A 23,294-nucleotide genomic window follows, 5' to 3' on the forward strand; every position below is an offset into this window, starting at 1 on the left:
AAAATCCGGGGCTATAGCTCAGCTGGGAGAGCGCTTGCATGGCATGCAAGAGGTCGACGGTTCGATCCCGTCTAGCTCCACCAATTTACAGTTCAAGGCCTGGCCACACCGGCCTTGAATCGATCAGAACTCAGCACTGATCAACTGTTAGAAGGGTATGTGTCCCCTTCGTCTAGTGGCCTAGGACACCGCCCTTTCACGGCGGTAACAGGGGTTCGAGTCCCCTAGGGGACGCCACGTTTACCCGCTATGCGGGATTTTTAAGGGTCATTCAATTATTGAATGGCCCTTTTGTTTTTCTGGCGTCCGGCCAACTTTTACTCTCTTCCTCAGCCTGCACTTCTGACCGGCGGTCACACTGACGACTTGCGGAAAATTATTATGAGAATAATATTTTGTCCGTAATATTCGGAGGCAACGATGAACGATAAAAAAGCTCAAACCCGCGAACGTATTCTCCAGGCTGCCAGTTCGGCGCTGATCCAGCGAGGCCCGGCCGAACCGAGTGTGGGGGAGGTGATGGGGGCTGCCGGGCTGACGGTGGGTGGCTTCTATGCGCACTTCGAGAGCAAGGATGCGCTGATGCTTGAGGCGTTCACCCAACTGCTCGCCCACCGACGTGGCTTGCTCGACGAGCTGGACGCAGGTTTGAGTGGTGAGGAGCGAAGGGCGCTGACGGCAGCGTTCTATCTGTCGCGCAAGCACCGCGACTCCACTGAGCAGGCCTGTCCGATTCCGGCATCTGTGGGTGAGCTGGGGCGGCTGCCAGAGAGTTTTCGCAAGGCTTTGAACGAGCATATGGAGCTGATGATCGCGCAGTTGGCCGCAAGCCCCGAGGACACGGACAAGGCGTTGGCGGATATGGCGTTGATGGTGGGTGGGCTGTCCCTGGCGCGAGCTCTTGGGCCGGGTGAATTGTCCGATCGTCTACTGCGTGCCGCCAAGTCGGCGGTTCTATGACCTGAAGTTTGGTTGCGAGGTGTTGGGCGATGAGCGGATTGAGCTGGATTCGTGGTGTCAATGGCACTCTGGGCTGGGTGGCTCCTCAGTGGGCGGCGAATCGGATGCGCCAGTTGTTCATGACTCCCCGTGAGCTGCCGCCCCGAGAGTGGGAATTGCCCCTGCTGGAGCGTGCTGAGCGTCTGACCTTGCGCTTTGGCCTCTCTGCCTTGCGTTGGGGGCAGGGGCCGACAGTGTTGCTGATGCATGGCTGGGAAGGGCGACCCACTCAATTTGCCAGCCTGATCGAGGCGCTGGTGGCGGCTGGCTATACCGCAGTGGCGCTGGACGGTCCCGCCCACGGCCGCTCTCCAGGGGAGGAGGCCAATGTGGTGCTCTTTGCCCGGGCGATGTTGGAGGCAGCGGCGGAATTGCCCCCCTTGCGTGCAGTGATTGGTCACTCCATGGGCGGTGCCAGCGCCATGCTCGCTGTGCAGTTGGGACTGCGCACCGAAACCCTGGTCAGTATCGCCGCGCCGGCTCGGATTCTTGGCGTGTTGCGAGGTTTTGCCCGCTACATGCGCTTGCCGCCCAGGGCGCGCTCGGCCTTTATCCGTCAAGTGGAGAAGGATGTAGGAATGCGTGCCGCGACCCTGGACGTGGCTCAGTATCAGTTGGAGATGCCTGGCCTGATCATTCATGCCGAAGATGATCGATTTGTACCGGTCAAGGAGTCGGAGTTGATCCACCAGGCCTGGTTCGACAGTCGCTTGCTGCGCTTGAGTGAAGGTGGTCATCAGCGAGTGTTGGCCGATCCCCGAGTGATCGACGCTGTGATCACTCTGGTCACCGGACGCCATCTGCAGGCGCGCCAATCTGCCTGAGCATCCGCTACACTGCCCCGGTCAAAAAAACTGACCGGGAGTTGGGCATGAGTTGGGATCTGGCAACGCCATTCGTTATCGATCTGCAGGTAGTGGCCGAGGATATCGATGGCTTGGGGCACGCCAACAATGCGGTCTACGTGACCTGGCTGGAGCGTTGCGCCTGGCGTCACTCGCAACGTCTGGGGCTGGATCTGGCCGAGTATCGTCGCCTGGATCGGGCGATGGCCGTGGTGCGGCACGAGATCGACTATCTGGCCGCGGCTTATGAAGGCGATGAGCTGCAACTGGCCACCTGGATCGTCGATTGGGATCAGCGCCTGAAGATGACTCGACGTTTCCAGCTGGTCCGTCCGAGCGATGGCAGTACCTTGTTGCGGGCCCAGACCACTTTTGTCTGTATCGAGCTGTCCAGCGGCAAGCCCAAGCGTATGCCCGCTGAATTCCTTGAGGGCTACGGCCCAGCCCTGCAGGGCTCGTGATCACCTTGGCTCCTGTGTGGATACCGTCTTGCCAGCGAAGGCGTGTTCAAGGGCGCTGTCAGGCCCGAGAGTCCATTTGTCGCTAAGCGCAACGCCGCTCGGCCGTTCCTACAAAATTCCTGTTATCGGGTGAAACCCAGTAAACTGGTGGACGTTTTTTCGCCTGATTTTTCGTTGAGTGTGTTTCATGCAAATTGCCCTGGCGCCCATGGAGGGGTTGGTCGACAACATCCTGCGGGATGTGTTGACTCGTGTTGGCGGGATCGACTGGTGTGTCACCGAGTTCATTCGCGTCAATGACCGTCTACTGACGCCTGCCTATTTCCACAAGCTCGCTCCCGAGTTGCTGCAAGGCGCGCATACCGCTGCCGGCGTGCCATTGCGCGTGCAGTTGCTGGGGTCCGATCCGGTGTGCCTGGCCGAAAATGCCGCGCTGGCCTGCGAGCTTGGCAGCGAGGTGATCGACCTGAATTTTGGCTGTCCAGCCAAGACCGTCAACAAGTCCCGGGGTGGGGCGGTGCTGCTTAAGGAGCCCGAACTGCTGAATCAGATTGTCGAGCATGTGCGGCGAGCGGTGCCTGCGCATATCCCGGTCACGGCAAAAATGCGCCTGGGCTTCGATAGTCCGGACGGTTCGCTGGTGTGCGCTACGGCGCTGGCCGAGGGCGGCGCGGAACATATCGTGGTTCACGCACGGACCAAGGTTGATGGTTACAAGCCGCCCGCTCATTGGGAGTGGATTCCTCGGGTGCAGGATGTGGTCAAGGTGCCGGTGTTCGCCAACGGCGATATCTGGAGCGTCGAGGATTGGCGGCGCTGTCGGGAGATCAGTGGCGTGGAGGACATCATGCTCGGTCGTGGGCTGGTCTCGCGTCCGGACCTGGCCCGGCAGATCGCCGCCGCTCGCGCTGGGGAGGAGGTGGTGGAAATGTCCTGGGCCGATCTGCAGCCCATGCTTCAGGACTTCTGGGCCCAGGTGGTGGTGCAACTGACCCCCCGTTCAGCCCCGGGGCGTTTGAAGCAATGGCTGGCCATGCTGACCCGCAACTATCCGGAGGCGGTTGAGCTGTTTACCGCTCTGCGTCGGGAAACCGATCTGGATCAGGTGGGGCGGCTGCTGGGCATGCCCCGCAGCGAAGCGGCGTAAAAAATTCAAAAAAAGCCTCTTGAAATGTCAGGAGCGGTCCCTATCTCTTGGGTACGCGACGCCGAATTCGGGTCGCGGAGATAACCACTCGCTGAAAAATCAGGAGATAGACCCATGAGTACTGCATTTTCCCTGGCTCCACTGTTCCGTTCCTCTGTTGGCTTCGACCGTTTCAACGACCTGTTTGAATCGGCGTTGCGCAACGAACCGAGCAGCAGCTATCCACCCTACAACGTTGAAAAACACGCCGACGACCAATACCGCATCGTCATCGCCGCTGCCGGCTTCCAGGATGACGATCTGGAACTGCAAGTGGAGAAAGGCGTGTTGACCGTGAGCGGTGGCAAGCGCGACGCCAATGAAAGTGTCACTTACCTGCACCAGGGCATTGCCCAGCGTGCATTCAAGCTGTCCTTCCGCCTGGCCGACCATATCGAGGTCAAGGCCGCGGCCCTGAGCAACGGTCTGCTGAACATTGACCTGCTGCGGGTTGTACCGGAAGAGGCGAAGCCAAAGCGCATCCCGATCAACGGTGCGCAGCAGCCGGCTCTGCAACACTAAGACCGCTGTAAAAAAGGGCGCCCTGGTGGCGCCCTTTTTCGTGCCTGTCATTTCAGCAGCTTCTTGAATTCGCTCAGAGGTAGCGGCTGGCTGTGCAGGTAGCCCTGGTACAGATGGCATTCCAGCCCCTGGAGGAATTCCAGTTGCTGTGGGGTTTCCACGCCTTCGGCGATGACCTTCAGGTTCAGGCTGCGGGCCATGGCGACGATGGCCCGGATGATTTCCGCATCGTTGGGGTCGTGGGTGGCATCGCGGACAAATGACTGGTCTATTTTCAGGGTGTCCACCGGCAGGCGTTTTAGGTACGTCAGGGAGGAGTAGCCGGTGCCGAAGTCGTCCATGGCAAAACTGACCCCGAGTTTTTTCAGTCGACGCATCTTGTTGATGGTGTCATCCAGGTTCTGGATCACGATGCCTTCGGTGATCTCCAGCTTCAGCAATGATGAGGGCAGGGCATAGGCAGTCAGGCTGTGTTCGATTCGTTCGACGAAGTCGTTCTGGCGAAATTGCCGAGGGCTGATGTTGACGCATAGGCTGAAGTGGTGCGGGTCCACCAGGCCTTGCTCGATCAATTGGCTGAAGGCCAGGCAGGCTTCATCGAGAATCCAGGTGCCCACTTCAAGGATCAGTCCGCTGTCCTCCAGCACCTTGATGAACTCCGTCGGTGATTGCGCCCCCAGCTCCGGGTGCTGCCAACGCACCAGGGCCTCGGCGCCGACGATGCGGTTGTCGCGGGCATCCACCTGTGGCTGGTAGTGCACGCTGAATTCGCCGCGGGACAGGGCCAGACGCAGGTCGGTTTCCATGCGCAGGCGTTCGCTGGCGGCCTTCTGCATGGTGTTGTGGTACATCTGCGTGGTGTTGCGCCCGGAGTCCTTGGCGCGGTAAAGGGCAATGTCGGCGCGCTTGAGCAGGTCGGTGGGGGTCGAGCCGTGATCGGGAATCAGCGCCACGCCGATGCTGGGGGTGACCTGCAGGCGCTGGCCGTCGAGGAACATCGGTTCCGAGAGCAGCTCGCGCAGGGTCCCGGCCAGTTGCCGCACCTGTTCACTGACCTCATTGCGCGAGCCTTCCAGGCCGCTGAGCAGCACCACGAATTCATCGCCGCCCAGGCGCGCGACGGTGTCCTCCATGCGCACGCTGGCTTCCAGTCTGGCGGTGATGATCTTCAGTACGGTATCGCCCACCGGGTGCCCCAGGGAGTCGTTGATGTGCTTGAAGTGGTCCAGGTCGAGGAACAGCAGGGCGCCCCGCAGATTGTGGCGCTTGAGCAGAGCGATCTGCTGGCTCAGGCGGTCCATCAGCAGGGCGCGGTTGGGCAGGTTGGTCAAGGGATCGTGGTAGGCCAGGTGGCGGATCTGCGCCTGGGCATTCTTCAGCAGACTGACGTCCCGGGCCGTCAGCAGCAGGCACGGGGTTTCATTGAGGATGATCGGCTCCACCGAGACCTCTAGGGTGAGGATTTCCCCGCGCTTGTTACGCCCGAGCATTTCCAGGTGATGCACCCGGCCCTTGAGCCTGAGCTCCGCCAGCAGTGTGGCGAGCTGGGCTTCTTCGGCCCAGATGCCGACCTGATACATGGTGTGGCCGAGCACTTCATCGGTGCGGTAGCCGGTCAGGCGGCAGAAGCCGTCGTTGACCTCCAGGTAGCGGCCGGTGTCGCGCTCGGTGATGGTGATGGCGTCAGGACTGGAGTGGAAGGCCTTGGCGAACTTCTCTTCGCTGGCCTTGAGCGCGGCCTCGGAACGCTGTTGCTGGGTGATATCCCGCAGCGTGGTGACGATGCACGGCTGCTTGTCGACGGTGATCAGGCGGCTGGAAATGATGCAGGTCAGTGCCTGGCCGCTCTTGTGGTTGACCACCACTGCCACGTTGTTCAGCGCCTGTTCGCGAATCACCTGTTCGATCCGCCGCAGACGCGGGGCGGGATCTGCCCAGAAGCCGATCTGTTCGGCGCTGCGGTTGATCACATCTTCCGGGGTCCAGCCGAAGGTCTGGGTGAAGCTTGAATTGATCTCGATGAACTGACCGGTTTCCAGCAGCGTCAGGCAGATGGGGTCCGGGCTGACCTGGAACAGGCTGGCGAACTTCTCTTCCGAAGTGATCAGGCGCTGTTCGCGTTCCACCTGTTCGGTGATGTCCAGCAGCGTTCCGGCCATGCGCAGTGGATTGCCCTGCTCGTCGCGATAGAGGCGAGCGCGGCTTTCCAGGTAGCGCGAGCTGCCGTCCGCCAGTTGCACCCGGTAAGTCAGCTGGTAGTTGCCCGCCGGGCCTTCCCGCAGGCTGCGATAGGCATCGCGCATGCTGTCGCGTTCTTCAGTGGGGACGCCCTCGAAAAAGGCTTCGAAGGATTCATGGAAGGGCGCCGGCTCCAGGCCGTGCAATTGTGCGGCCCGGGCCGAGCCATAGAGCATGCCGCTGGGAATGTGCCAATCCCAGGTGCCCAGTTGCGCCGAATCCAGGGCCAGGTCGAGGCGTTCCTGACTGTCTTTGAGGGCCTGTTCGGCTCTTTTGCGTTCGCTGGTATCGAGAAAGGTGCTGAGCAGGTAGGGCTTGCCTTCCAGTTCGATTTTCTGCGCGCTGAGAATGCCGTCGTGGATCTGGCCGTTGCTGGCGCGGAACTGGACTTCGAGGCTGGCGGCCTGGCCCTTTTTCTGCACGGCCTTGATCAGTTGGGCGCGCTGTTCGGGATTAACCCACAGGCCGATCTCCAGGGTAGTGCGGCCTATCACATGTTCGGCGGGCCAGCCGAACTGGCTTTCGAAGTATTGGTTGGCCTCGCTGATCAGGCCATCTTCCAGGCGGGTCAGCAGCACCATGTTGGGGCACAGGTGAAACAGGGTGGCGAAACGTTTTTCCGAGCTGCTGAGGGCTTCCTCCCGCTGGCGTTGGTGGGTGATCTCGCGGATCACCCCGATCATTCGGGGCTTGCCATGCTTGTCCGGTAGCACGCTGCCGTTGATCTCCAGCCAGTGCAGGCTGCCATCGGGCCAGCGAATGCGGTGGTGCATCGCGTGTTCCAGGGGCGCTCCCGCCAGCACTGAATGAAAAGCCCGTACGGTTCTGGCCCGGTCTTCAATGGGGAGCAGATCGAGGTATTCGAGGTTTTCCGGCAGGGGTTGGCGTGGATCGAAGCCAAACAGTGCCTGGGTGCCCCGGGACCAGCTGATCTGTCCGCTTTCAATATCCCAATACCAGGCTCCCAGCCGCGCGCCATTGAGAGCGGCGAGCAACTGCGGTGCGCTTTCCCAGCTTTGCTCCGACTCCCTGGGGTCGACAGCATGGATACGCGGCATGGGTGGAATACGGTCAGCGGGTTTTGGCATGGGTGTCAGGCCTTGAGCTGAGTCATTCGTTTGGCGCGGGATACTCATGACAGTTCGGCTTGGCACGGGCAATACCCGGAAGAGCTATGCCGGGTTCCCTGGCCAATCGACTTGTGCATCCAGTAAGGCCATGAAGGCCCGCGCAGCATTCGACAGCGTCCGTTCGGTATGCAGGATATAGCCTAGCTGGCGTCGCAGTTGTATGCCCGGTAAAGGAATGCGCGCCACTTGATCGTCGAGCATGGTGCGGGGCAGGACGCTCCAGGCCAGACCGATGGAAACCATCATCTTTATAGTTTCCAGATAGTTAGTGCTCATGGCGATGTTCGGCGTCAGGCCTTGGGCCTCAAACAAGCGTTGGACAATATGGTGGGTAAAGGTGTTGCCGCCGGGAAAAACTGCCGGATGCAGGGCAATATCCGCCAGGCTGACCTGGCCGTTGCTGACCAGCGGATGTTCCGGGGCGGCGACAAAGTCCAGCGGGTCGTCCCAGACCGCGGTGGCCTTGATCAGGCTGTGGGGCTCGGGTGCCAAGGTGATCACCGCCAGTTCGGCGCGGCCGTGGAGGATTTCCTCGTAGGCCACCTCGGAATCGAGGAATTGGATGTCCAGCGCCACTTGCGGGTAGCGCCGGGTAAAGGCCCGCAGCAGCGGCGGCAGGCGGTGCAGGCCGATGTGATGGCTGGTGGCCAGGGTCAGGCGGCCGCTGACTTCCCCGGTGAGGTTGGTCAGGGCGCGACGGGTGTCGTCCAGCACGTTGATGATCTGATACGCCCGGGGCAGCAGAGCGCGTCCGGCTTCGGTCAGGCCGACCTCGCGGCCCAGGCGGTCGAACAGCCGCACATTGAGCTGCTGCTCCAGGCCGGCGATACGTTTGCTGATAGCGGGCTGGGTCAGGTGCAGGCGTTCACCGGCGCCGGAAAAGCTGCCGGTCTCGGCGATGGCTATAAAGGCATTGAGGTTGGCCAGGTCCATGGTTGTATTCCAGTTGGTTATCCAAAGCATGAAAAATATGAATTTGAGTTATTTAATCTAACGCCATAGCATCAGCCTCACAAGCCAAGGGGTTATTGATCGGCCGACGGTCAGGGCCCGGGGCATAGAAACAAGCTGATGAGGAATGGTCCGATGGCCGGCAAGACGCTCTACGACAAGCTCTGGGATTCGCATTTGGTCAAGCAGCGCGACGATGGTTCGGCGCTGATCTATATCGATCGTCACATCATCCATGAAGTGACCTCGCCGCAAGCGTTCGAAGGCCTGCGTCTGGCCGGACGCAAGCCTTGGCGCATCGATGCCAACATCGCTACCCCGGACCACAACGTACCGACTACGCCTGAGCGCAAGGGCGGGATCGAAGCGATTGCCGATCAGGTCTCCCGGCTGCAGGTGCAGACCCTCGATGACAACTGTGACGAATACGGCATCGTCGAATTCAAGATGAACGATGTGCGTCAGGGCATCGTCCACGTGATCGGCCCGGAACAGGGCGCCACCTTGCCGGGCATGACCGTGGTCTGCGGTGACTCCCACACCTCCACCCACGGTGCCTTTGGTGCCCTGGCCCATGGCATCGGCACTTCCGAGGTGGAGCATGTGCTCGCCACTCAGTGCCTGGTGGCCAAGAAGATGAAGAACATGCTGGTGCGCGTGGAAGGCACCTTGCCCTTTGGCGTGACCGCCAAGGACATCGTCCTCGCAGTGATCGGCAAGATCGGCACTGCCGGTGGCAACGGCCACGCCATCGAGTTCGCCGGCAGCGCGATTCGCGACCTTTCCGTTGAAGGCCGCATGACCATCTGCAACATGTCCATCGAAGCCGGTGCCCGTGTCGGACTGGTGGCGGCGGACGAAAAGACCGTGGCTTATGTCAAGGGTCGTCCATTTGCACCCAAGGGCGCCGAATGGGACTTGGCGGTCGAGGCCTGGAAAGACCTGGTGTCCGATGCCGATGCCCAGTTCGACACCGTGGTCGAGCTCGACGCCGCGCAAATCAAGCCGCAAGTCAGCTGGGGCACTTCGCCGGAAATGGTTTTGGCCGTGGATCAGCGCGTGCCGGACCCGGCCAAGGAAATGGACCTGGTCAAGCGTGACTCCATCGTCCGTGCCCTGAAGTACATGGGTTTGAGCGCCAACCAGGCCATCACCGACATTCAATTGGATCGCGTGTTCATCGGTTCCTGCACCAACTCGCGGATCGAAGACTTGCGTGCCGCGGCGGTGATCGCCAAGGGCCGTAAAGTGGCCTCCACCATCAAGCAGGCGATCGTGGTTCCGGGTTCGGGGCTGGTGAAGGCCCAGGCCGAGTCGGAAGGCCTGGACAAGATCTTCCTCGAAGCCGGCTTCGAATGGCGTGAGCCGGGCTGCTCGATGTGCCTGGCGATGAACCCGGATCGCCTGGAGTCCGGTGAGCATTGCGCGTCGACGTCGAACCGCAACTTCGAAGGGCGCCAGGGTGCCGGTGGGCGCACCCATCTGGTCAGCCCGGCCATGGCCGCCGCCGCCGCTGTCAGCGGTCGTTTCGTCGACGTCCGTGAATTGATTTAAGGAGCGCAGCATGAAAGCTTTCACCCAGCACAATGGTTTGGTCGCGCCTTTGGATCGTGCCAACGTCGACACCGACCAGATCATCCCCAAGCAATTCCTCAAGTCGATCAAGCGCACCGGCTTCGGTCCGAATCTGTTCGATGAGTGGCGCTACCTCGACGTGGGCCAGCCCTACCAGGACAACTCCAAGCGTCCGTTGAACAAGGAGTTCGTCCTTAACGCCGAGCGTTACCAAGGGGCCAGCGTGTTGCTGGCGCGGGAGAACTTCGGCTGCGGCTCGAGCCGTGAGCACGCGCCCTGGGCCCTGGAAGAGTACGGTTTTCGCAGCATCATCGCGCCAAGCTATGCCGACATCTTCTTCAACAACAGCTTCAAGAACGGTTTGTTGCCGATCATCTTGAGCGACGCCGAAGTCGACGAGCTGTTCCAGCAGGTCGAAGCCACGCCGGGTTACCAGTTGCACATCGACCTTGAGGCGCAGACCGTGACCCGTCCCGACGGCAAGGTGTTGAAGTTCGAGATTGATGCCTTCCGCAAGCATTGCCTGCTCAACGGTCTGGACGACATCGGCCTGACCTTGCAGGACGCTGACGCCATTGCCGCCTTTGAGGCCAAGCATCGGGCCAGCCAGCCCTGGTTGTTCCGCGAAGCCTGATCGCCGGCAGCCGGCTCCTGCGGATTTGTGTTGCAGGAGCTGGCTGGCCAGCGAACGCCGTTCCCCTGATCAAAAGGACCACAGCATGACCAGCAACGCCCATAGCCAGGTGGTACAGAAGCAATTCGGTGAACAGGCCTCGGCCTACCTGAGCAGTGCCGTACACGCTCAAGGCGCCGAATTCGCGCTGCTACAAGCCGAAGTGGCGGGCCGGGGTGCTGCCCGGGTCCTGGACCTGGGCTGTGGCGCCGGTCATGTCAGCTTCCACGTTGCGCCGCTGGTCAAGGAAGTGGTGGCTTACGACCTCTCCCAGCAGATGCTGGATGTAGTGTCGGGAGCCGCGCAGGAGCGTAATCTGCACAATGTCCGCACTGTTAAAGGCGCAGCCGAGCGCTTGCCGTTCGCCGACGGCGAGTTCGACTTCGTCTTCAGTCGCTACTCGGCTCACCATTGGAGCGACTTGGGCCTGGCCTTGAGAGAGGTGCGCCGGGTGCTGAAGCCGGGTGGCGTGGCGGCGTTCATTGATGTCTTGTCGCCGGGCAGTCCACTGCTGGACACTTACCTGCAAAGCGTCGAAGTGCTGCGTGACACCAGTCATGTTCGTGACTATTCGGCTGGGGAGTGGCTGCGCCAGGTCAGCGAGGCAGGGTTGCATACCCGCAGTACCGCTCGTCAGCGTCTGCGCCTGGAGTACAACTCCTGGGTCGAGCGCATGCGCACGCCCCAGGTGCTGCGGGCGGCAATTCGCGAGCTGCAGCAGGCAATGGGCAATGAAGTGCGCGAATATTTTGAGATTGAGGCCGATGGTTCGTTCAGTACAGATGTACTGGTGCTGTGGGCCGAGCGATAGAACTTTTCCGGGCGCGCCTGCGGGTGCGCCGACAGAGCAAATGAGGAACGCATGAGCAAGCAGATTCTGATTCTCCCAGGTGACGGTATTGGTCCGGAAATCATGGCCGAGGCGGTCAAGGTGCTGGAATTGGCCAATGACAAGTACAGCCTGGGCTTCGAGCTGAGCCACGACGTCATCGGTGGTGCTGCCATCGACAAGCACGGTGTGCCCCTGGCCGATGAGACCCTGGATCGTGCTCGTGCCGCCGATGCTGTGCTGCTGGGTGCTGTGGGTGGTCCGAAGTGGGACAAGATCGAGCGTGATACCCGTCCTGAGCGCGGCTTGCTGAAGATTCGTGCGCAGTTGGGTCTGTTCGGCAACCTGCGCCCGGCGATCCTCTATCCGCAACTGGCCGATGCCTCGAGCCTGAAGCCGGAAATTGTCTCGGGCCTGGATATCCTCATCGTGCGCGAGTTGACCGGCGGTATCTACTTCGGCGCGCCTCGCGGCACCCGTGAGCTGGAAAATGGCGAGCGCCAGTCCTACGACACCCTGCCGTACAGCGAAAGTGAAATCCGTCGTATCGCCCGGGTCGGCTTTGACATGGCGCGGGTGCGTGGCAAGAAGCTCTGCTCGGTGGACAAGGCCAACGTTCTGGCCTCCAGCCAGTTGTGGCGTGAAGTGGTCGAACAAGTGGCGCTGGACTACCCGGATGTCGAGTTGAGCCACATGTATGTGGACAACGCCGCCATGCAACTGGTGCGTGCGCCGAAGCAGTTCGACGTGATCGTCACCGACAACATGTTCGGCGACATCCTCTCCGATGAGGCTTCGATGCTCACCGGTTCCATCGGCATGCTGCCGTCGGCTTCCCTGGATGCCAACAACAAGGGCATGTACGAGCCTTGCCACGGTTCGGCGCCGGACATCGCCGGCCAGGGTGTTGCCAACCCGCTGGCGACCATCCTCTCGGTGTCGATGATGCTGCGTTACAGCTTCAACCTGAATGACGCGGCAGATGCCATCGAGCAGGCAGTGAGCCGAGTGCTGGATCAGGGTTTGCGCACCGGTGACATCTGGTCGGCCGGTTGCACCAAAGTCGGTACGCAGGAAATGGGCGATGCAGTAGTCGCCGCGCTGCGGAATCTGTAATCTTTCGGGCCCACCGCACAGACGGTGGCCCACTTTTGTAAAGGTGTAGTTGCGATGAAACGTGTAGGTCTGATCGGTTGGCGCGGTATGGTCGGTTCCGTGCTCATGCAGCGGATGCTTGAAGAGCAGGACTTCGATCTTATTGAACCGGTGTTTTTCACCACTTCCAATGTCGGTGGCCAGGGGCCGTCGGTGGGCAAGGACATTGCTCCACTGAAGGACGCCTACAACATTGAAGAGTTGAAAACCCTCGACGTGATTCTGACCTGCCAGGGTGGCGACTACACCAGCGAAGTCTTCCCCAAGCTGCGTGAAGCCGGCTGGCAGGGTTACTGGATCGACGCCGCTTCCAGCCTGCGCATGCAGGATGATGCGGTGATCATTCTTGACCCGGTGAACCGCAAGGTCATCGACCAGCAACTGGATGCCGGGACCAAGAACTACATCGGTGGCAACTGCACCGTCAGCCTGATGCTGATGGGCCTGGGCGGCTTGTTCGAAGCCGGTCTGGTGGAGTGGATGAGCGCCATGACCTACCAGGCGGCCTCCGGCGCCGGCGCGCAGAACATGCGCGAGCTGATCAAGCAAATGGGCGCGACCCACGCGGCTGTCGCTGATGACCTGGCCAATCCGGCCAGCGCCATCCTCGACATCGACCGTAAAGTGGCTGAAGCCATGCGCAGCGATGCCTATCCGACCGAGAACTTCGGCGTGCCGCTGGCCGGCAGCCTGATCCCGTGGATCGACAAGGAACTGCCTAACGGCCAGAGCCGTGAAGAGTGGAAGGCCCAGGCCGAGACCAACAAGATCCTCGGTCGCTTCAAGAGCCCGATCCCGGTGGATGGCATTTGCGTGCGCATCGGCGCCATGCGCTGCCACAGCCAGGCGCTGACCATCAAGCTCAACAAGGATGTGCCGATCGCCGATATCGAAGGGCTGATCAGCCAGCACAATCCCTGGGTCAAACTGGTGCCGAACCAGCGCGACATCAGCATGCAGGAGCTGAGTCCGACCAAGGTCACCGGCACTCTGAACATTCCGGTAGGCCGTCTGCGCAAGCTGAACATGGGCTCGCAGTTCCTCGGTGCCTTCACCGTGGGCGACCAGTTGCTGTGGGGTGCAGCCGAACCGCTGCGCCGCATGCTGCGGATCTTGCTGGAGCGTTGATTCTCTAAGCGTTTGAAACAGCCCGCCCCTTGCACAAGGCGCGGGCTTTTTCATGCTCATGTAGCGGACTCGCCCGCGAAGAGTGCTCTAGCCCAACCGGCACTTTCCCCCGCGAATTGCCTCGCCACCCCGTGCCGGGTAAAGTGCCGCTCCCCCCGTTCCGCCTGAGGTAGCACCATGACCCCGTCCTTTGATATTGCTGTTATCGGCGCCACCGGCACGGTTGGCGAAACCCTGGTGCAGATTCTCGAAGAGCGTGATTTCCCCGTTGCCAACCTGCACCTGCTCGCCAGCAGTGAGTCGGCCGGTCACTCGGTGCCGTTTCGCGGCAAGAATGTTCGTGTGCGAGAAGTCGACGAGTTCGACTTTGGCAAGGTTCAGTTGGCGTTTTTCGCCGCGGGCCCTGCGGTGACCCTGAGCTTCGCTCCGCGAGCCACAGCGGCCAATTGCGCCGTGATCGACCTCTCCGGTGCCTTGCCGTCGGCCCAGGCACCCAATGTCGTGCCTGAGGCCAATGCCCAGGCGCTGGCTGGTCTAAAGAAGCCGGTGCAACTGAGCAGTCCCAGTGCTGCGGCCACGGCACTGGCGGTGGCGCTGGCGCCATTGCAGGGCGTGCTGGATATCCAGCGGGTCAACCTGACGGCCAGCCTGGCGATTTCCAGCCAGGGGCGTGAGGCCGTCAGCGAGCTGGCCCGGCAAACCGCCGAACTGCTGAATGTGCGACCGCTGGAGCCGCGTTTCTTCGACCGCCAAGTAGCCTTCAATCTGCTGGCTCAGGTCGGTACGCCAGATGCCCAGGGACACACTCTGTTGGAAAAGCGTCTGGTGAGAGAGTTGCGGGAGGTGCTGGGGCAGCCTTTATTAAAGATTTCTGTCACTTGCATTCAAGCACCGGTGTTTTTTGGCGATAGCTATAGCGTGACTTTGCAGTCAGGTGCCGACGTCGATCTGGCGGCGGTGAATGCGGCGCTGGAGGCGGCTCCCGGCCTGGAACTGGTGGACGCCGGTGATTATCCCACCGCAGTGGGTGACGCCGTGGGCCAGGACGTAGTCTATGTGGGGCGGGTTCGTGGGGGCGTCGACGATTCGGCGGAACTGAATCTGTGGCTGACTTCGGACAACGTCCGCAAAGGTGCGGCCTTGAACGCTGTGCAGCTGGCTGAATTGTTGATAAAAGACCTGCTGTAAAAGATACTTGGCAACAATTTGCAGAATGAATCTAGCTGGGCGCTATGCTTGGCAAGTTGCTGGAGGTGAGTGGCCGTCAGGTGCTCCCGGGGCATGCAGTAAATAATCCCGCGTGGCGGTCGCTCATGATCCCGCGCAGTGCCTTATGGCAGCCGCTACAAAACCTTCTCGCTGGCCGAGGAATGTTCAAACAAAGGATGAGGCTATGGTTCAAGTTCGCAAACTGGTGTTAGCAATAGCGGCCGCCTCGGCGCTGTCCTCCGGTATGGCGCAGGCGCTTGGGCTCGGGGAGCTGACCCTGAAGTCGAGTCTGAACCAGCCTCTGGTAGCAGAAATCGAATTGCTCGATATCAAGGACCTTACTGCTGCGGAAGTGGTGCCCAGCCTGGCCCCGGCAGAAGAGTTCGCCAAGGCCGGCGTCGATCGTCAGGCCTTTCTCAATGACCTGAGTTTTACTCCTGTTCTCAATCCCGGCGGCAAGAGCGTACTGCGGGTGACCTCTAGCCAGCCGTTGTCGGAGCCGATGGTCAAGTTTCTGGTCCAGGTAATGTGGCCTAACGGTCGTCTGCTGCGCGATTACAGCGTGCTGCTGGACCCTTCGAAGTTTTCCCCGCAAACCGCTGCTGCTGCACAGGCGGCACCGGTCAGTGGCCCGGCGGTGAATGCCCCGGTCACTCGTGCCAACAAAATCAGCAAGCCTGAGCAATACACAACTGCGCCTCGTGACACGCTGTGGGAAATCGCCGCAAAGAATCGCAATGGCGCGTCGATCCAGCAAACCATGCTGGCGATCCAGGCGCTGAACCCGGATGCCTTTATCGACGGCAACATCAATCGATTGAAAGCTGGCAGGGTCCTGCGCCTGCCTGACGTGGTGCAGAGCACCGCGTTGCCGCAGCCCAAGGCCATTGCCGAAGTTGCTGCGCAGAATGCTGCCTGGCGTCAGGGGCGTCGCGCTGGTGCACGGAGCCAGCTGCAGGTGGATGCGACTCGTCGTGCGGGTGCCGAAAAGGCGCCCAAGCAGGTCAACACCAAGGACAACCTGAGCCTGGTTTCTGCGGACAGCGGCAAGGCTGGTGGCAAGGGCGTCGCGGGTGATAGCAAGGCCCTGAACAACAAGCTGGCGGTGACTCAGGAAAGCCTGGATGCAACCCGTCGCGATAATGCTGAGCTCAAGGAGCGCATGGCGGATCTGCAGAGTCAGCTGGACAAGCTGCAGCGCCTGATCGAATTGAAGAACAACCAGTTGGCCAAGTTGCAGGCTGAAGGTGCAGCCCCTGTCGCTCAGCCAACAGCGGTGATGCCTGCTGAGCTGGTGGCCAAACCTGAGGCGCCTGCGGCGACGCCAGTGGTTGCGCAAGCTCCAGTCAGTGAGCCAGCAGCCAATCCGGCTCCGGATGTGCCAGCGGCCCAGGCTGACGAAGACAAGTATGGCGACCTGCTGACCAATCCAATCCTTCTCGGGCTGGTAGGTGGCGGTGCGATAGTGGCGGTGTTGCTGCTGTTGCTGTTGCTGGCGCGTCGTCGCAAGGCTCAGCAGGAAGCGGAAAAGCACCTGCGCATGGCGCGGGCGTTGTCCGAGGAAAATAGCGACTTCGCCGAGGAACTGGATCTTCCGGAAGGTAGCTTCGAAGGCCTTGAAGTCCCGCCACCAAGCGTCAAGCTTGCTCCAGCTCCAGCTCCAGCTCCAGCTCCAGCTCCAGCTCCAGCTCCAGCTCCGGTGATGGCGCCAGTTCCGGCGGCGCCGGTTGAGCGAGCCACCGATGTGCTGGGACAGGCGCAGAACCATATCGATGGTGGTCGCCTGAATCAGGCGGCAGCCATTCTTGAAGAGGCGGTCAAGCTCGAGCCGCAGCGCAGTGATCTGCGCCTCAAGCTGATGGAAGTGTATGCGCATCAGGGGGATCGCAGTGCCTTCGTCGCTCAGGAGCGGCAGCTGGTAGCCAATGGCGATAACCACGCTCAGGTCGAGCAGCTCAAGAGCCGTTTCCCGGCGATGGTGGCGGTGGCGGCGACAGCTGGGCTGGCTGCTGCGGCTGTGGCTGCGGAACTGGATGCTCAGTATGTCAAGGAGCTGCTGGATGAGCCTGAGCCCGCGGCGCCTGTGGAAGGTCTGGACGCGGATTTCGATCTGAGCCTGGATGACCTCGAGGCAGCTTCGCCAGCGGTAGTGGCGTCCGAACCTGAGGTTGAGCTGGAGGAGTTCCCTCTGGACGACGACCTGAGCTTTGGTTCGGTTCTTGAGCAGCAGACTGCGGCCCAGGAAAGCCTGGATAATCTGGGGGATTTCGACCTTGATCTCGGAGCGGACCTGCCGGCGTCGACCCAGAGTGACGACGACTTCCTGTTGAGCCTGGAAGACGGTCTCAAGGATCTGCCGGCTGGCGATGTGCCTACCGTCACCGAGTCGACGCTGGATGACTTGGATCTGTCGGCGGACTTCGATCTGTCCCTGGCTGATGAAATGGATGCCGCGGCAGAGCCCAAGGACGCCTTTGCCTCCGAGCTGGATGATGTCAACGCCGAACTGGATCGTCTGGCCCAGAGTCTGGATCAGGCGGAGCCGGCTACGCCAAGCTTCACGGCTGAAGATGCTGCGGCTGCGCCTGAGGAAGCGGATTTCGACTTCCTCGCCGGCAGCGATGAAGTGGCCACCAAGCTGGATCTGGCTCAGGCCTATATCGATATGGGTGACAACGACGGCGCGCGGGATATTCTGGGCGAAGTGCTCAGCGAGGGTAATGAAGGGCAGAAGAGCGAAGCGCAGGAAATGCTCGCAAGGCTGGCCTGAAACAACCCGATGCTTGAGCAGAACGGCAGCCGATAAGGCTGCCGTTTTTGTTGGTGGCGCTTTTGGCGGTCATTCAGACCAGCAGGTCTTCGTAGAAGGCGCCAAAGGGGCGAGTGGGGTGGGCGATCTGGATTTCCAGGATCCACAGGCCCACTTGTGGGCAGTCGGCGAAGTCCCCCAGGTCTCCAGCGCGATAGATGGCGTGGGGGAAGTCGCTGACCCGATGCCCCTTGATCTCCAGGTTGAGCATCCAGCCCATGGCGCGGGCCTGTTCTTCGGCATATTGGTACAGTTCGGCGCCGGCCACTTGATGGGTTTTCCAGTGATCGTGCACCTGATCGAACAGGCTCTTGGCGGCCGCGGCACAGGCGTGCATTTCCTCGTCGCAACCTACGACGTAAGTCGCTCCGCAATCGCCTTCGTGGCGATCCCAGACGACTCCCAGGTCAATGAAGAACAGATCGTTTTCATTCAGCTGGGGGTCGCTGTCGGAGCGTTGCTTGAAGGTCTTAAGGGTGTTGGCGCCAAAACGAATCAGCAGTGGGTGCCAAATACGTTCCATGCCCAGCTCCTGTAATACTTGCAGGCCCATCTCCCTGGCGGTGGATTCGTGCATGCCGGGCCTGATCCGCCTGGCCATTTGCGCGATGGCCTCCCAGGTCATGCGCTTGGCGTGGAGCATGCCTTCCAGGCTGTAGGCCAGGCCCACGGCTTCTTTGTTGGTTGCGATCATTCGTCGGCTCTCGGTCAGGGTGTTTGTTTTTCTACCGCTATGTAGATTGCTATATAGCGATGACCTGGCGGCTGATGCAATCGTTGTCGACGTGAAGCAATCTGCAACTAAACCGCGGCAGTGCATGGCGTCTGCTCCCGCCAGCCTTATAATGAGCGCCTTTGCGCATATCAGCAGGCTGTAAGTTCTTGGCAAATATAGATAACCCGGCCGCCGAAATGGCGGCCGCAGGCTTTTCCCGTATCGCTCTGGGTGTTGAATACAAGGGATCGCGCTATCGCGGTTGGCAGCGTCAGGCTTCTGGTGTGCCCAGCGTCCAGGAAACCCTGGAGAAGGCCTTGTCCAGGGTCGCGGACTCTCCGGTGGTGGTGGCTTGTGCGGGGCGTACCGATGCCGGTGTGCATGCCTGTGGTCAGGTGGTGCATTTCGATACCCAGGCCGTGCGCTCAATGAAGGCTTGGGTCATGGGGGCCAATATCAACCTGCCTCATGACATCAGTGTCAGTTGGGCTCGTGAGATGCCGGCGCATTTTCATGCTCGGTTCAAGGCGATTGCCCGGCGCTATCGCTATGTGATCTACAACGATCAGATCCGTCCGGCCCATCTCAATGAGGAGGTCACTTGGAATCACCGGCCGCTGGATATCGAACGGATGGCCCAGGCTGCCGCGTTTCTGGTGGGGACCCATGATTTCAGTGCGTTCCGGGCCGGCCAGTGCCAGGCCAAGTCACCGATCAAGGAGATTCACCACCTGCGGGTTACCCGGCACGGCAAGATGATTGTCCTGGACATTCGCGCCAGTGCCTTCCTGCATCACATGGTGCGCAATATTGCCGGGGTCTTGATGACCATTGGTGCGGGCGAGCGGCCGGTGGAGTGGGCGCGGGAGGTGTTGGAGAGCCGGATTCGCCGCACGGGCGGGGTCACCGCCCATCCTTTCGGCCTGTATCTGGTGCAGGTGGAATACAAGGATGAGTTCCAGTTGCCGGAGCGATACATCGGGCCACATTTCCTCACCGGTTGGTCTGAACTTGACGGCTGACGCCCGGAAAAGCATTTGCTACCATCCGGAACTTTCCGAATTTGCCCCCGAGGTTCAAACGACATGTCAGCTGTTCGCAGCAAGATTTGCGGGATTACCCGCATAGAAGATGCGTTGGCAGCGGTGGCGGCGGGGGCCGATGCCATCGGTCTGGTGTTCTATGCCAAGAGTCCCCGGGCGGTGAGTGTGCAGCAGGCGCGGGCGATCATCGCCGCCTTGCCGCCATTCGTGACGACGGTCGGGCTGTTCGTCAATGCCAGTCGCTGCGAGTTGGGGGAGATCCTCGATGCCGTTCCGCTGGACCTGCTGCAGTTCCATGGCGATGAGTCGGCAGCGGATTGCGAGGGTTATCACCGTCCCTATATCAAGGCGCTGCGCGTCAAGGCCGGGGATGACGTTGCTGCTGCCTGCCTGGCTTATCCGCGCGCCAGCGGAATTCTGCTGGATACCTATGTCGAGGGTGTGCCGGGGGGAACTGGCGAGGCCTTTGACTGGTCCCTGGTTCCTCAGGGGCTGAGCAAGCCGATCATCCTGGCTGGCGGACTGTCTGCGCAGAACGTCGCCGAGGCCATTACTCGGGTTCGCCCCTACGCGGTGGACGTCAGTGGCGGTGTGGAGCAGAGCAAGGGCATCAAGGACCCGGCAAAGATTCAGGCATTTATGCAGGCAGTGCGTCGTAGCAACGAGTCGATGTGACGGCTGGCAGTCTGCCGCCGTCCATAACACCACTGTACAAAACAGGCAGGCGCCGCCTTAAGGCGGGGTCGGAATCGAGTGGCAACCGCTCTATTGCGGGTTGTCGGGATGGCTGAGGGGCGCTTCATTGCAGGCAGGTCGAGCCCGGTGCTGACCGCGGTAGCGAAGTGATCATCGCCGCACACATGAATTTAGCTCAAGGGCATACGCGGGGTTGCGAACCAGAGCGTTCGGGCCGCCGGTACTGGAGAAAGAAAGCATGAGCAACTGGTTAGTAGACAAACTGATCCCTTCGATCATGCGTTCCGAGGTGAAGAAAAGCTCGGTGCCCGAAGGTCTTTGGCACAAGTGTCCGTCCTGCGAGGCGGTGCTTTATCGTCCGGAGCTGGAAAAGACCCTGGATGTTTGCCCCAAGTGCAATCACCACATGCGCATCGGTGCTCGCGCCCGGATCGATATTTTCCTCGACGCCGAAGGTCGTGCCGAGCTGGGCGCTGACCTGGAGCCGGTTGACCGTCTGAAATTCCGTGACGGCAAGAAGTACAAGGACCGTCTGACAGCAGCGCAGAAGCAGACGGGCGAGAAGGATGCTCTGATCTCCATGAGTGGCACTCTGCTAGGCATGCCGGTCGTGGTCTCGGCCTTTGAGTTCTCCTTCATGGGCGGGTCCATGGGCGCCATCGTTGGCGAACGCTTTGTCCGCGCGGCCAACTACGCTCTGGAAAACCGTTGCCCAATGATCTGCTTCTCCGCCTCCGGTGGTGCGCGGATGCAGGAGGCGCTGATCTCCCTGATGCAGATGGCCAAGACCTCCGCCGTGCTGGCGCGCCTGCGTGAAGAAGGTATTCCATTCGTCTCCGTGCTGACCGACCCGGTCTACGGTGGTGTTTCCGCCAGTCTGGCGATGTTGGGTGATGTAATCGTCGCCGAGCCTAAAGCCCTGGTGGGCTTCGCGGGGCCGCGAGTGATCGAGCAGACCGTGCGGGAAAAACTGCCGGAAGGCTTCCAGCGCAGCGAATTCCTTCTGGAGCACGGTGCCATCGACATGATCATCTCCCGTCAGGAGCTGCGTCCGCGCCTGGGTAATCTGCTGGCCCAGCTCATGGGGCTGCCGACGCCTGAATTCGTGGCTGCTCCCGTTGAACCGATCGTGGTTCCGCCGGCTCCAGCAAACCTATGACCCAGCGTACCCTGGGCGATTGGCTCGCCTACCTTGAGCAGTTGCACCCTTCGGCCATCGATATGGGGCTTGAGCGCTCGCAGCAGGTAGTGGCCCGGATGGGGCTGGGCAAGCCGGCGCCTCGGGTCATCACGGTCACGGGTACCAATGGCAAGGGCTCTACTTGTGCCTTTGTCGCTTCCCTGTTGCGGGCTCAGGGTCTGCAGGTTGGGGTCTACAGCTCGCCGCACCTGCTGCGCTACAACGAACGGGTGCAGATCAATGGCGTTGAGGCCACTGATCAGCAACTGTGCGAGGCCTTTGTTGCGGTAGAGGCGGGGCGTGGTGATGTTTCCCTGACCTATTTCGAGATGGGCACCCTGGCGGCGTTCTGGCTGTTCCAGCGCGCGGCCCTGGATGCCGTAGTCCTGGAAGTGGGGCTGGGTGGGCGTCTGGATGCGGTCAATCTGGTGGATGCCGACCTGGCATTGGTCACCAGCATTGGTGTCGATCATATCGAGTACCTGGGGGATTCCCGGGAGTCCGTGGCTTTCGAGAAGGCTGGAATCTTCCGTGCCGGCGCTCCAGCTCTGTGTGGCGACCTGAATCCGCCGCAGCCTTTGCTGGACAAGGCGCGAGAGCTGGGTTGTCCGCTTTTTCTCCGGGGGCGAGATTTCGACCTCGGGCTCACCGAAGAATATTGGCAATGGCGCGGTCTGGATGCCCGGGGCAATCAGGTTGAGTTGCGGGATCTGCCGCTGCTCGATTTGCCCATGGAAAACGCGGCGTTGGCGTTGCAGGCCTACCTGCTTACCGGGTTGCCCTGGCAGCCTGAGCTGATCGGTGCAGCTCTGCAGCGGACCCGGGTGACCGGCCGTCTGGATCGTCGGCAGATCGAGTGGCAGGGCAAGCGTCTGAACCTGCTGCTGGATGTGGGGCACAATCCCCATGCCGCGCAGTATCTGGCTGAGCGCCTGGCGCGTCGACCCGTAGCCGGCAAGCGCCTGGCGGTATTCGGCCTGCTGGCAGACAAGGATCTGTCGGGAGTTTTCGGCAGTTTGCAGGCCTCGGTCCAGCACTGGGCGGTGGCTCCACTGGATTCGCCTCGGGCGCGTCCTGTTGAGGATCTGCAGGCCGCCTTGGAGAACCTTGGTGCTTCGGTAGCGTCTTATGCCAGTGTCGCAGCGGCGTTGGACGCGCAATGTGCGCAAGCGACTGCAGATGACGAAATTCTGCTGTTCGGATCTTTTTATTGTGTTGCCGAGGCGCTTGAGTGGCTCGCCCGGCGCTCCACGGAGGAAGCTGCACATGGCAATGCTGGATAAGGTCTACAAGCAGCGAATGGTTGGAGCGCTGGTGTTGGTGGCTTTGGCGGTGATTTTTCTGCCGATGCTGTTCTCGCGAGAGGATGAGCAGCGCCACGTAACGGTTGAAGCGCCGCCGGCGCCACAGGCCTCGGCCATGCCTCAGGTTCAGGTTGAGCCGGTGGTGGTGCCTGAGCCCCAGGTATTGCCCCAGGAACCGGTGCCTGTCGAGGAGCCTGTGGTGCAGCAGGTTGCACCGTCGATGCCGATTGCTCCGAGTGCGCCAGCACCTGTAGTGGCCAGCAAGCCGGCGCCAGCGCCTAAGCCTGCCCCTGTGCCGGCCCCAGCCCAGCCGATTGCCGTAGCCAAGCCTGACACCAGTCAGAGTCGGATCGATGCCAATGGTCTGTCCATCAGCTGGTCGGTGCAGTTGGCCAGCCTGTCGAGCCGTGAAAGTGCGGAAAACCTGCAGAAAACCCTGCGCAGCCAGGGCTATAACGCATATATCCGTTCTGCTGAAGGCAAGAATCGGGTGTTTGTCGGGCCGTTGATCGAGCGGGCCGAGGCTGATCGTCTGCGTGACCTGTTGGGTCGTCAGCACAACCTCAAGGGGTTTGTGGTGCGCTTCCAGCCGGAGCGTGGCTGAGGCTATCTGGCTGATTTCAAAAGCACAGTGAATCGCAGCTTA

The 23,294-nt window shown here is 61.1% G+C and carries 20 protein-coding genes and 2 tRNA genes; 19 read left to right on the forward strand and 3 right to left on the reverse strand.

From position 1 onward, the window contains the following. Nucleotides 1-7: 7 nt before the first annotated feature. The 7 genes from J5M73_RS24885 (at nt 8) to J5M73_RS24915 (ending at nt 4,013) form a co-directional block, all read left to right on the forward strand. Nucleotides 8-83 (forward strand) — tRNA-Ala (locus J5M73_RS24885). 78 nt (nt 84-161) lie between these two features. Beyond that, nucleotides 162-237, forward strand: a tRNA-Glu gene (locus J5M73_RS24890). Nucleotides 238-420: 183 nt separating this feature from the next. Further along, complete coding sequence (locus J5M73_RS24895; RefSeq protein ID WP_102863682.1) at nt 421-960, forward strand: TetR/AcrR family transcriptional regulator; 540 nt, start codon at nt 421-423, stop codon at nt 958-960. A gap of 29 nt (nt 961-989) precedes the next feature. Beyond that, on the forward strand, nt 990-1,823 hold the full coding sequence (locus tag J5M73_RS24900) for an alpha/beta fold hydrolase (protein WP_102863681.1): 834 nt from the start codon (nt 990-992) through the stop codon (nt 1,821-1,823). A gap of 47 nt (nt 1,824-1,870) precedes the next feature. Beyond that, the gene (locus J5M73_RS24905) at nt 1,871-2,305 is read left to right on the forward strand and encodes a thioesterase family protein (protein WP_102863680.1); all 435 of its coding nucleotides are present in this window, start codon (nt 1,871-1,873) and stop codon (nt 2,303-2,305) included. Nucleotides 2,306-2,492: 187 nt separating this feature from the next. Then, complete coding sequence (locus J5M73_RS24910) at nt 2,493-3,452, forward strand: tRNA-dihydrouridine synthase (protein WP_102863678.1); 960 nt, start codon at nt 2,493-2,495, stop codon at nt 3,450-3,452. 114 nt (nt 3,453-3,566) lie between these two features. Further along, on the forward strand, nt 3,567-4,013 hold the full coding sequence (locus J5M73_RS24915; RefSeq protein ID WP_102863676.1) for an Hsp20 family protein: 447 nt from the start codon (nt 3,567-3,569) through the stop codon (nt 4,011-4,013). Between the two features lie 47 nt (nt 4,014-4,060). On the opposite strand, the gene J5M73_RS24920 is transcribed toward J5M73_RS24915, so the two are convergent. Both J5M73_RS24920 and J5M73_RS24925 read right to left on the reverse strand, forming a co-directional pair. Beyond that, nucleotides 4,061-7,339 carry an EAL domain-containing protein gene (locus tag J5M73_RS24920; RefSeq protein ID WP_102863674.1) on the reverse strand — a complete coding sequence of 1,093 codons (3,279 nt, stop codon included), beginning with the start codon at nt 7,337-7,339 and terminating at the stop codon, nt 4,061-4,063. Nucleotides 7,340-7,423: 84 nt separating this feature from the next. Further along, nucleotides 7,424-8,314, reverse strand: coding sequence for a LysR family transcriptional regulator (locus J5M73_RS24925; protein WP_102863672.1), 891 nt, complete (start codon nt 8,312-8,314; stop codon nt 7,424-7,426). Nucleotides 8,315-8,467: 153 nt separating this feature from the next. Here J5M73_RS24925 and leuC point away from each other — a divergent pair, with 153 nt between their 5' ends. The 7 genes from leuC to J5M73_RS24960 all read left to right on the forward strand — a co-directional run bounded on the left by leuC (nt 8,468) and on the right by J5M73_RS24960 (nt 17,671). Then, nucleotides 8,468-9,886: a 3-isopropylmalate dehydratase large subunit gene (gene leuC, locus J5M73_RS24930; RefSeq protein WP_102863671.1), complete on the forward strand. Its 1,419-nt coding sequence runs from the start codon at nt 8,468-8,470 to the stop codon at nt 9,884-9,886. Between the two features lie 10 nt (nt 9,887-9,896). Beyond that, on the forward strand, nt 9,897-10,541 hold the full coding sequence (gene leuD, locus J5M73_RS24935) for a 3-isopropylmalate dehydratase small subunit (protein WP_102863669.1): 645 nt from the start codon (nt 9,897-9,899) through the stop codon (nt 10,539-10,541). An 85-nt stretch (nt 10,542-10,626) separates the two neighbouring features. Continuing rightward, nucleotides 10,627-11,391 (forward strand): class I SAM-dependent methyltransferase, encoded by a 765-nt coding sequence (locus J5M73_RS24940; RefSeq protein ID WP_102863667.1) that lies wholly within the window; start codon nt 10,627-10,629, stop codon nt 11,389-11,391. A 51-nt stretch (nt 11,392-11,442) separates the two neighbouring features. Further along, nucleotides 11,443-12,525, forward strand: coding sequence for a 3-isopropylmalate dehydrogenase (leuB, locus tag J5M73_RS24945; RefSeq protein WP_102863665.1), 1,083 nt, complete (start codon nt 11,443-11,445; stop codon nt 12,523-12,525). Nucleotides 12,526-12,579: 54 nt separating this feature from the next. After that, on the forward strand, nt 12,580-13,692 hold the full coding sequence (gene asd / locus J5M73_RS24950; protein ID WP_102863663.1) for an aspartate-semialdehyde dehydrogenase: 1,113 nt from the start codon (nt 12,580-12,582) through the stop codon (nt 13,690-13,692). A gap of 177 nt (nt 13,693-13,869) precedes the next feature. Beyond that, on the forward strand, nt 13,870-14,880 hold the full coding sequence (locus J5M73_RS24955) for an aspartate-semialdehyde dehydrogenase (protein WP_102863662.1): 1,011 nt from the start codon (nt 13,870-13,872) through the stop codon (nt 14,878-14,880). Between the two features lie 205 nt (nt 14,881-15,085). Then, nucleotides 15,086-17,671, forward strand: a complete 2,586-nt coding sequence (locus tag J5M73_RS24960) for a FimV family protein (protein WP_207816310.1) — start codon at nt 15,086-15,088, stop codon at nt 17,669-17,671. A 73-nt stretch (nt 17,672-17,744) separates the two neighbouring features. Here J5M73_RS24960 and J5M73_RS24965 read toward each other — a convergent pair whose 3' ends face one another. Beyond that, complete coding sequence (locus J5M73_RS24965; RefSeq protein ID WP_102863659.1) at nt 17,745-18,404, reverse strand: M24 family metallopeptidase; 660 nt, start codon at nt 18,402-18,404, stop codon at nt 17,745-17,747. Nucleotides 18,405-18,592: 188 nt separating this feature from the next. Here J5M73_RS24965 and truA point away from each other — a divergent pair, with 188 nt between their 5' ends. From truA to J5M73_RS24990, 5 genes are all read left to right on the forward strand, one after another. Beyond that, nucleotides 18,593-19,447, forward strand: a complete 855-nt coding sequence (gene truA / locus J5M73_RS24970) for a tRNA pseudouridine(38-40) synthase TruA (RefSeq protein ID WP_170002255.1) — start codon at nt 18,593-18,595, stop codon at nt 19,445-19,447. A gap of 63 nt (nt 19,448-19,510) precedes the next feature. Next, the gene (locus J5M73_RS24975) at nt 19,511-20,143 is read left to right on the forward strand and encodes a phosphoribosylanthranilate isomerase (RefSeq protein WP_102863655.1); all 633 of its coding nucleotides are present in this window, start codon (nt 19,511-19,513) and stop codon (nt 20,141-20,143) included. 259 nt (nt 20,144-20,402) lie between these two features. Continuing rightward, nucleotides 20,403-21,323, forward strand: coding sequence for an acetyl-CoA carboxylase, carboxyltransferase subunit beta (accD, locus tag J5M73_RS24980; protein WP_060838410.1), 921 nt, complete (start codon nt 20,403-20,405; stop codon nt 21,321-21,323). Further along, complete coding sequence (folC, locus tag J5M73_RS24985; RefSeq protein ID WP_102863653.1) at nt 21,320-22,627, forward strand: bifunctional tetrahydrofolate synthase/dihydrofolate synthase; 1,308 nt, start codon at nt 21,320-21,322, stop codon at nt 22,625-22,627. Before accD ends, folC begins: the two co-directional genes overlap by 4 nt. Further along, nucleotides 22,611-23,252, forward strand: coding sequence for an SPOR domain-containing protein (locus J5M73_RS24990; protein ID WP_115581986.1), 642 nt, complete (start codon nt 22,611-22,613; stop codon nt 23,250-23,252). The genes folC and J5M73_RS24990 overlap by 17 nt, the downstream gene beginning before the upstream one ends. The last annotated feature ends 42 nt before the right edge of the window (nt 23,253-23,294 follow it).

It is taken from the genome of Pseudomonas sp. 50_B (assembly GCF_017491625.1).
Classification (GTDB): Bacteria; Pseudomonadota; Gammaproteobacteria; order Pseudomonadales; family Pseudomonadaceae; genus Aquipseudomonas; species Aquipseudomonas danubii.

Bases quoted from the DNA above. Each gene is read 5' to 3' on its own strand.
- J5M73_RS24910 (WP_102863678.1), top strand. From the start codon at position 2,493: ATGCAAATTGCCCTGGCGCCCATGGAGGGGTTGGTCGACAACATCCTG.
- J5M73_RS24920 (WP_102863674.1), bottom strand. From the start codon at position 7,339: ATGCCAAAACCCGCTGACCGTATTCCACCCATGCCGCGTATCCATGCT.
- J5M73_RS24955 (WP_102863662.1), top strand. From the start codon at position 13,870: ATGACCCCGTCCTTTGATATTGCTGTTATCGGCGCCACCGGCACGGTT.
- leuD (WP_102863669.1), top strand. From the start codon at position 9,897: ATGAAAGCTTTCACCCAGCACAATGGTTTGGTCGCGCCTTTGGATCGT.
- J5M73_RS24990 (WP_115581986.1), top strand. From the start codon at position 22,611: ATGGCAATGCTGGATAAGGTCTACAAGCAGCGAATGGTTGGAGCGCTG.
- folC (WP_102863653.1), top strand. From the start codon at position 21,320: ATGACCCAGCGTACCCTGGGCGATTGGCTCGCCTACCTTGAGCAGTTG.
- J5M73_RS24905 (WP_102863680.1), top strand. From the start codon at position 1,871: ATGAGTTGGGATCTGGCAACGCCATTCGTTATCGATCTGCAGGTAGTG.
- J5M73_RS24915 (WP_102863676.1), top strand. From the start codon at position 3,567: ATGAGTACTGCATTTTCCCTGGCTCCACTGTTCCGTTCCTCTGTTGGC.
- J5M73_RS24900 (WP_102863681.1), top strand. From the start codon at position 990: ATGAGCGGATTGAGCTGGATTCGTGGTGTCAATGGCACTCTGGGCTGG.
- leuB (WP_102863665.1), top strand. From the start codon at position 11,443: ATGAGCAAGCAGATTCTGATTCTCCCAGGTGACGGTATTGGTCCGGAA.
- J5M73_RS24960 (WP_207816310.1), top strand. From the start codon at position 15,086: ATGGTTCAAGTTCGCAAACTGGTGTTAGCAATAGCGGCCGCCTCGGCG.
- J5M73_RS24965 (WP_102863659.1), bottom strand. From the start codon at position 18,404: ATGATCGCAACCAACAAAGAAGCCGTGGGCCTGGCCTACAGCCTGGAA.
- J5M73_RS24975 (WP_102863655.1), top strand. From the start codon at position 19,511: ATGTCAGCTGTTCGCAGCAAGATTTGCGGGATTACCCGCATAGAAGAT.
- J5M73_RS24940 (WP_102863667.1), top strand. From the start codon at position 10,627: ATGACCAGCAACGCCCATAGCCAGGTGGTACAGAAGCAATTCGGTGAA.
- asd (WP_102863663.1), top strand. From the start codon at position 12,580: ATGAAACGTGTAGGTCTGATCGGTTGGCGCGGTATGGTCGGTTCCGTG.
- J5M73_RS24895 (WP_102863682.1), top strand. From the start codon at position 421: ATGAACGATAAAAAAGCTCAAACCCGCGAACGTATTCTCCAGGCTGCC.
- J5M73_RS24925 (WP_102863672.1), bottom strand. From the start codon at position 8,314: ATGGACCTGGCCAACCTCAATGCCTTTATAGCCATCGCCGAGACCGGC.
- leuC (WP_102863671.1), top strand. From the start codon at position 8,468: ATGGCCGGCAAGACGCTCTACGACAAGCTCTGGGATTCGCATTTGGTC.
- accD (WP_060838410.1), top strand. From the start codon at position 20,403: ATGAGCAACTGGTTAGTAGACAAACTGATCCCTTCGATCATGCGTTCC.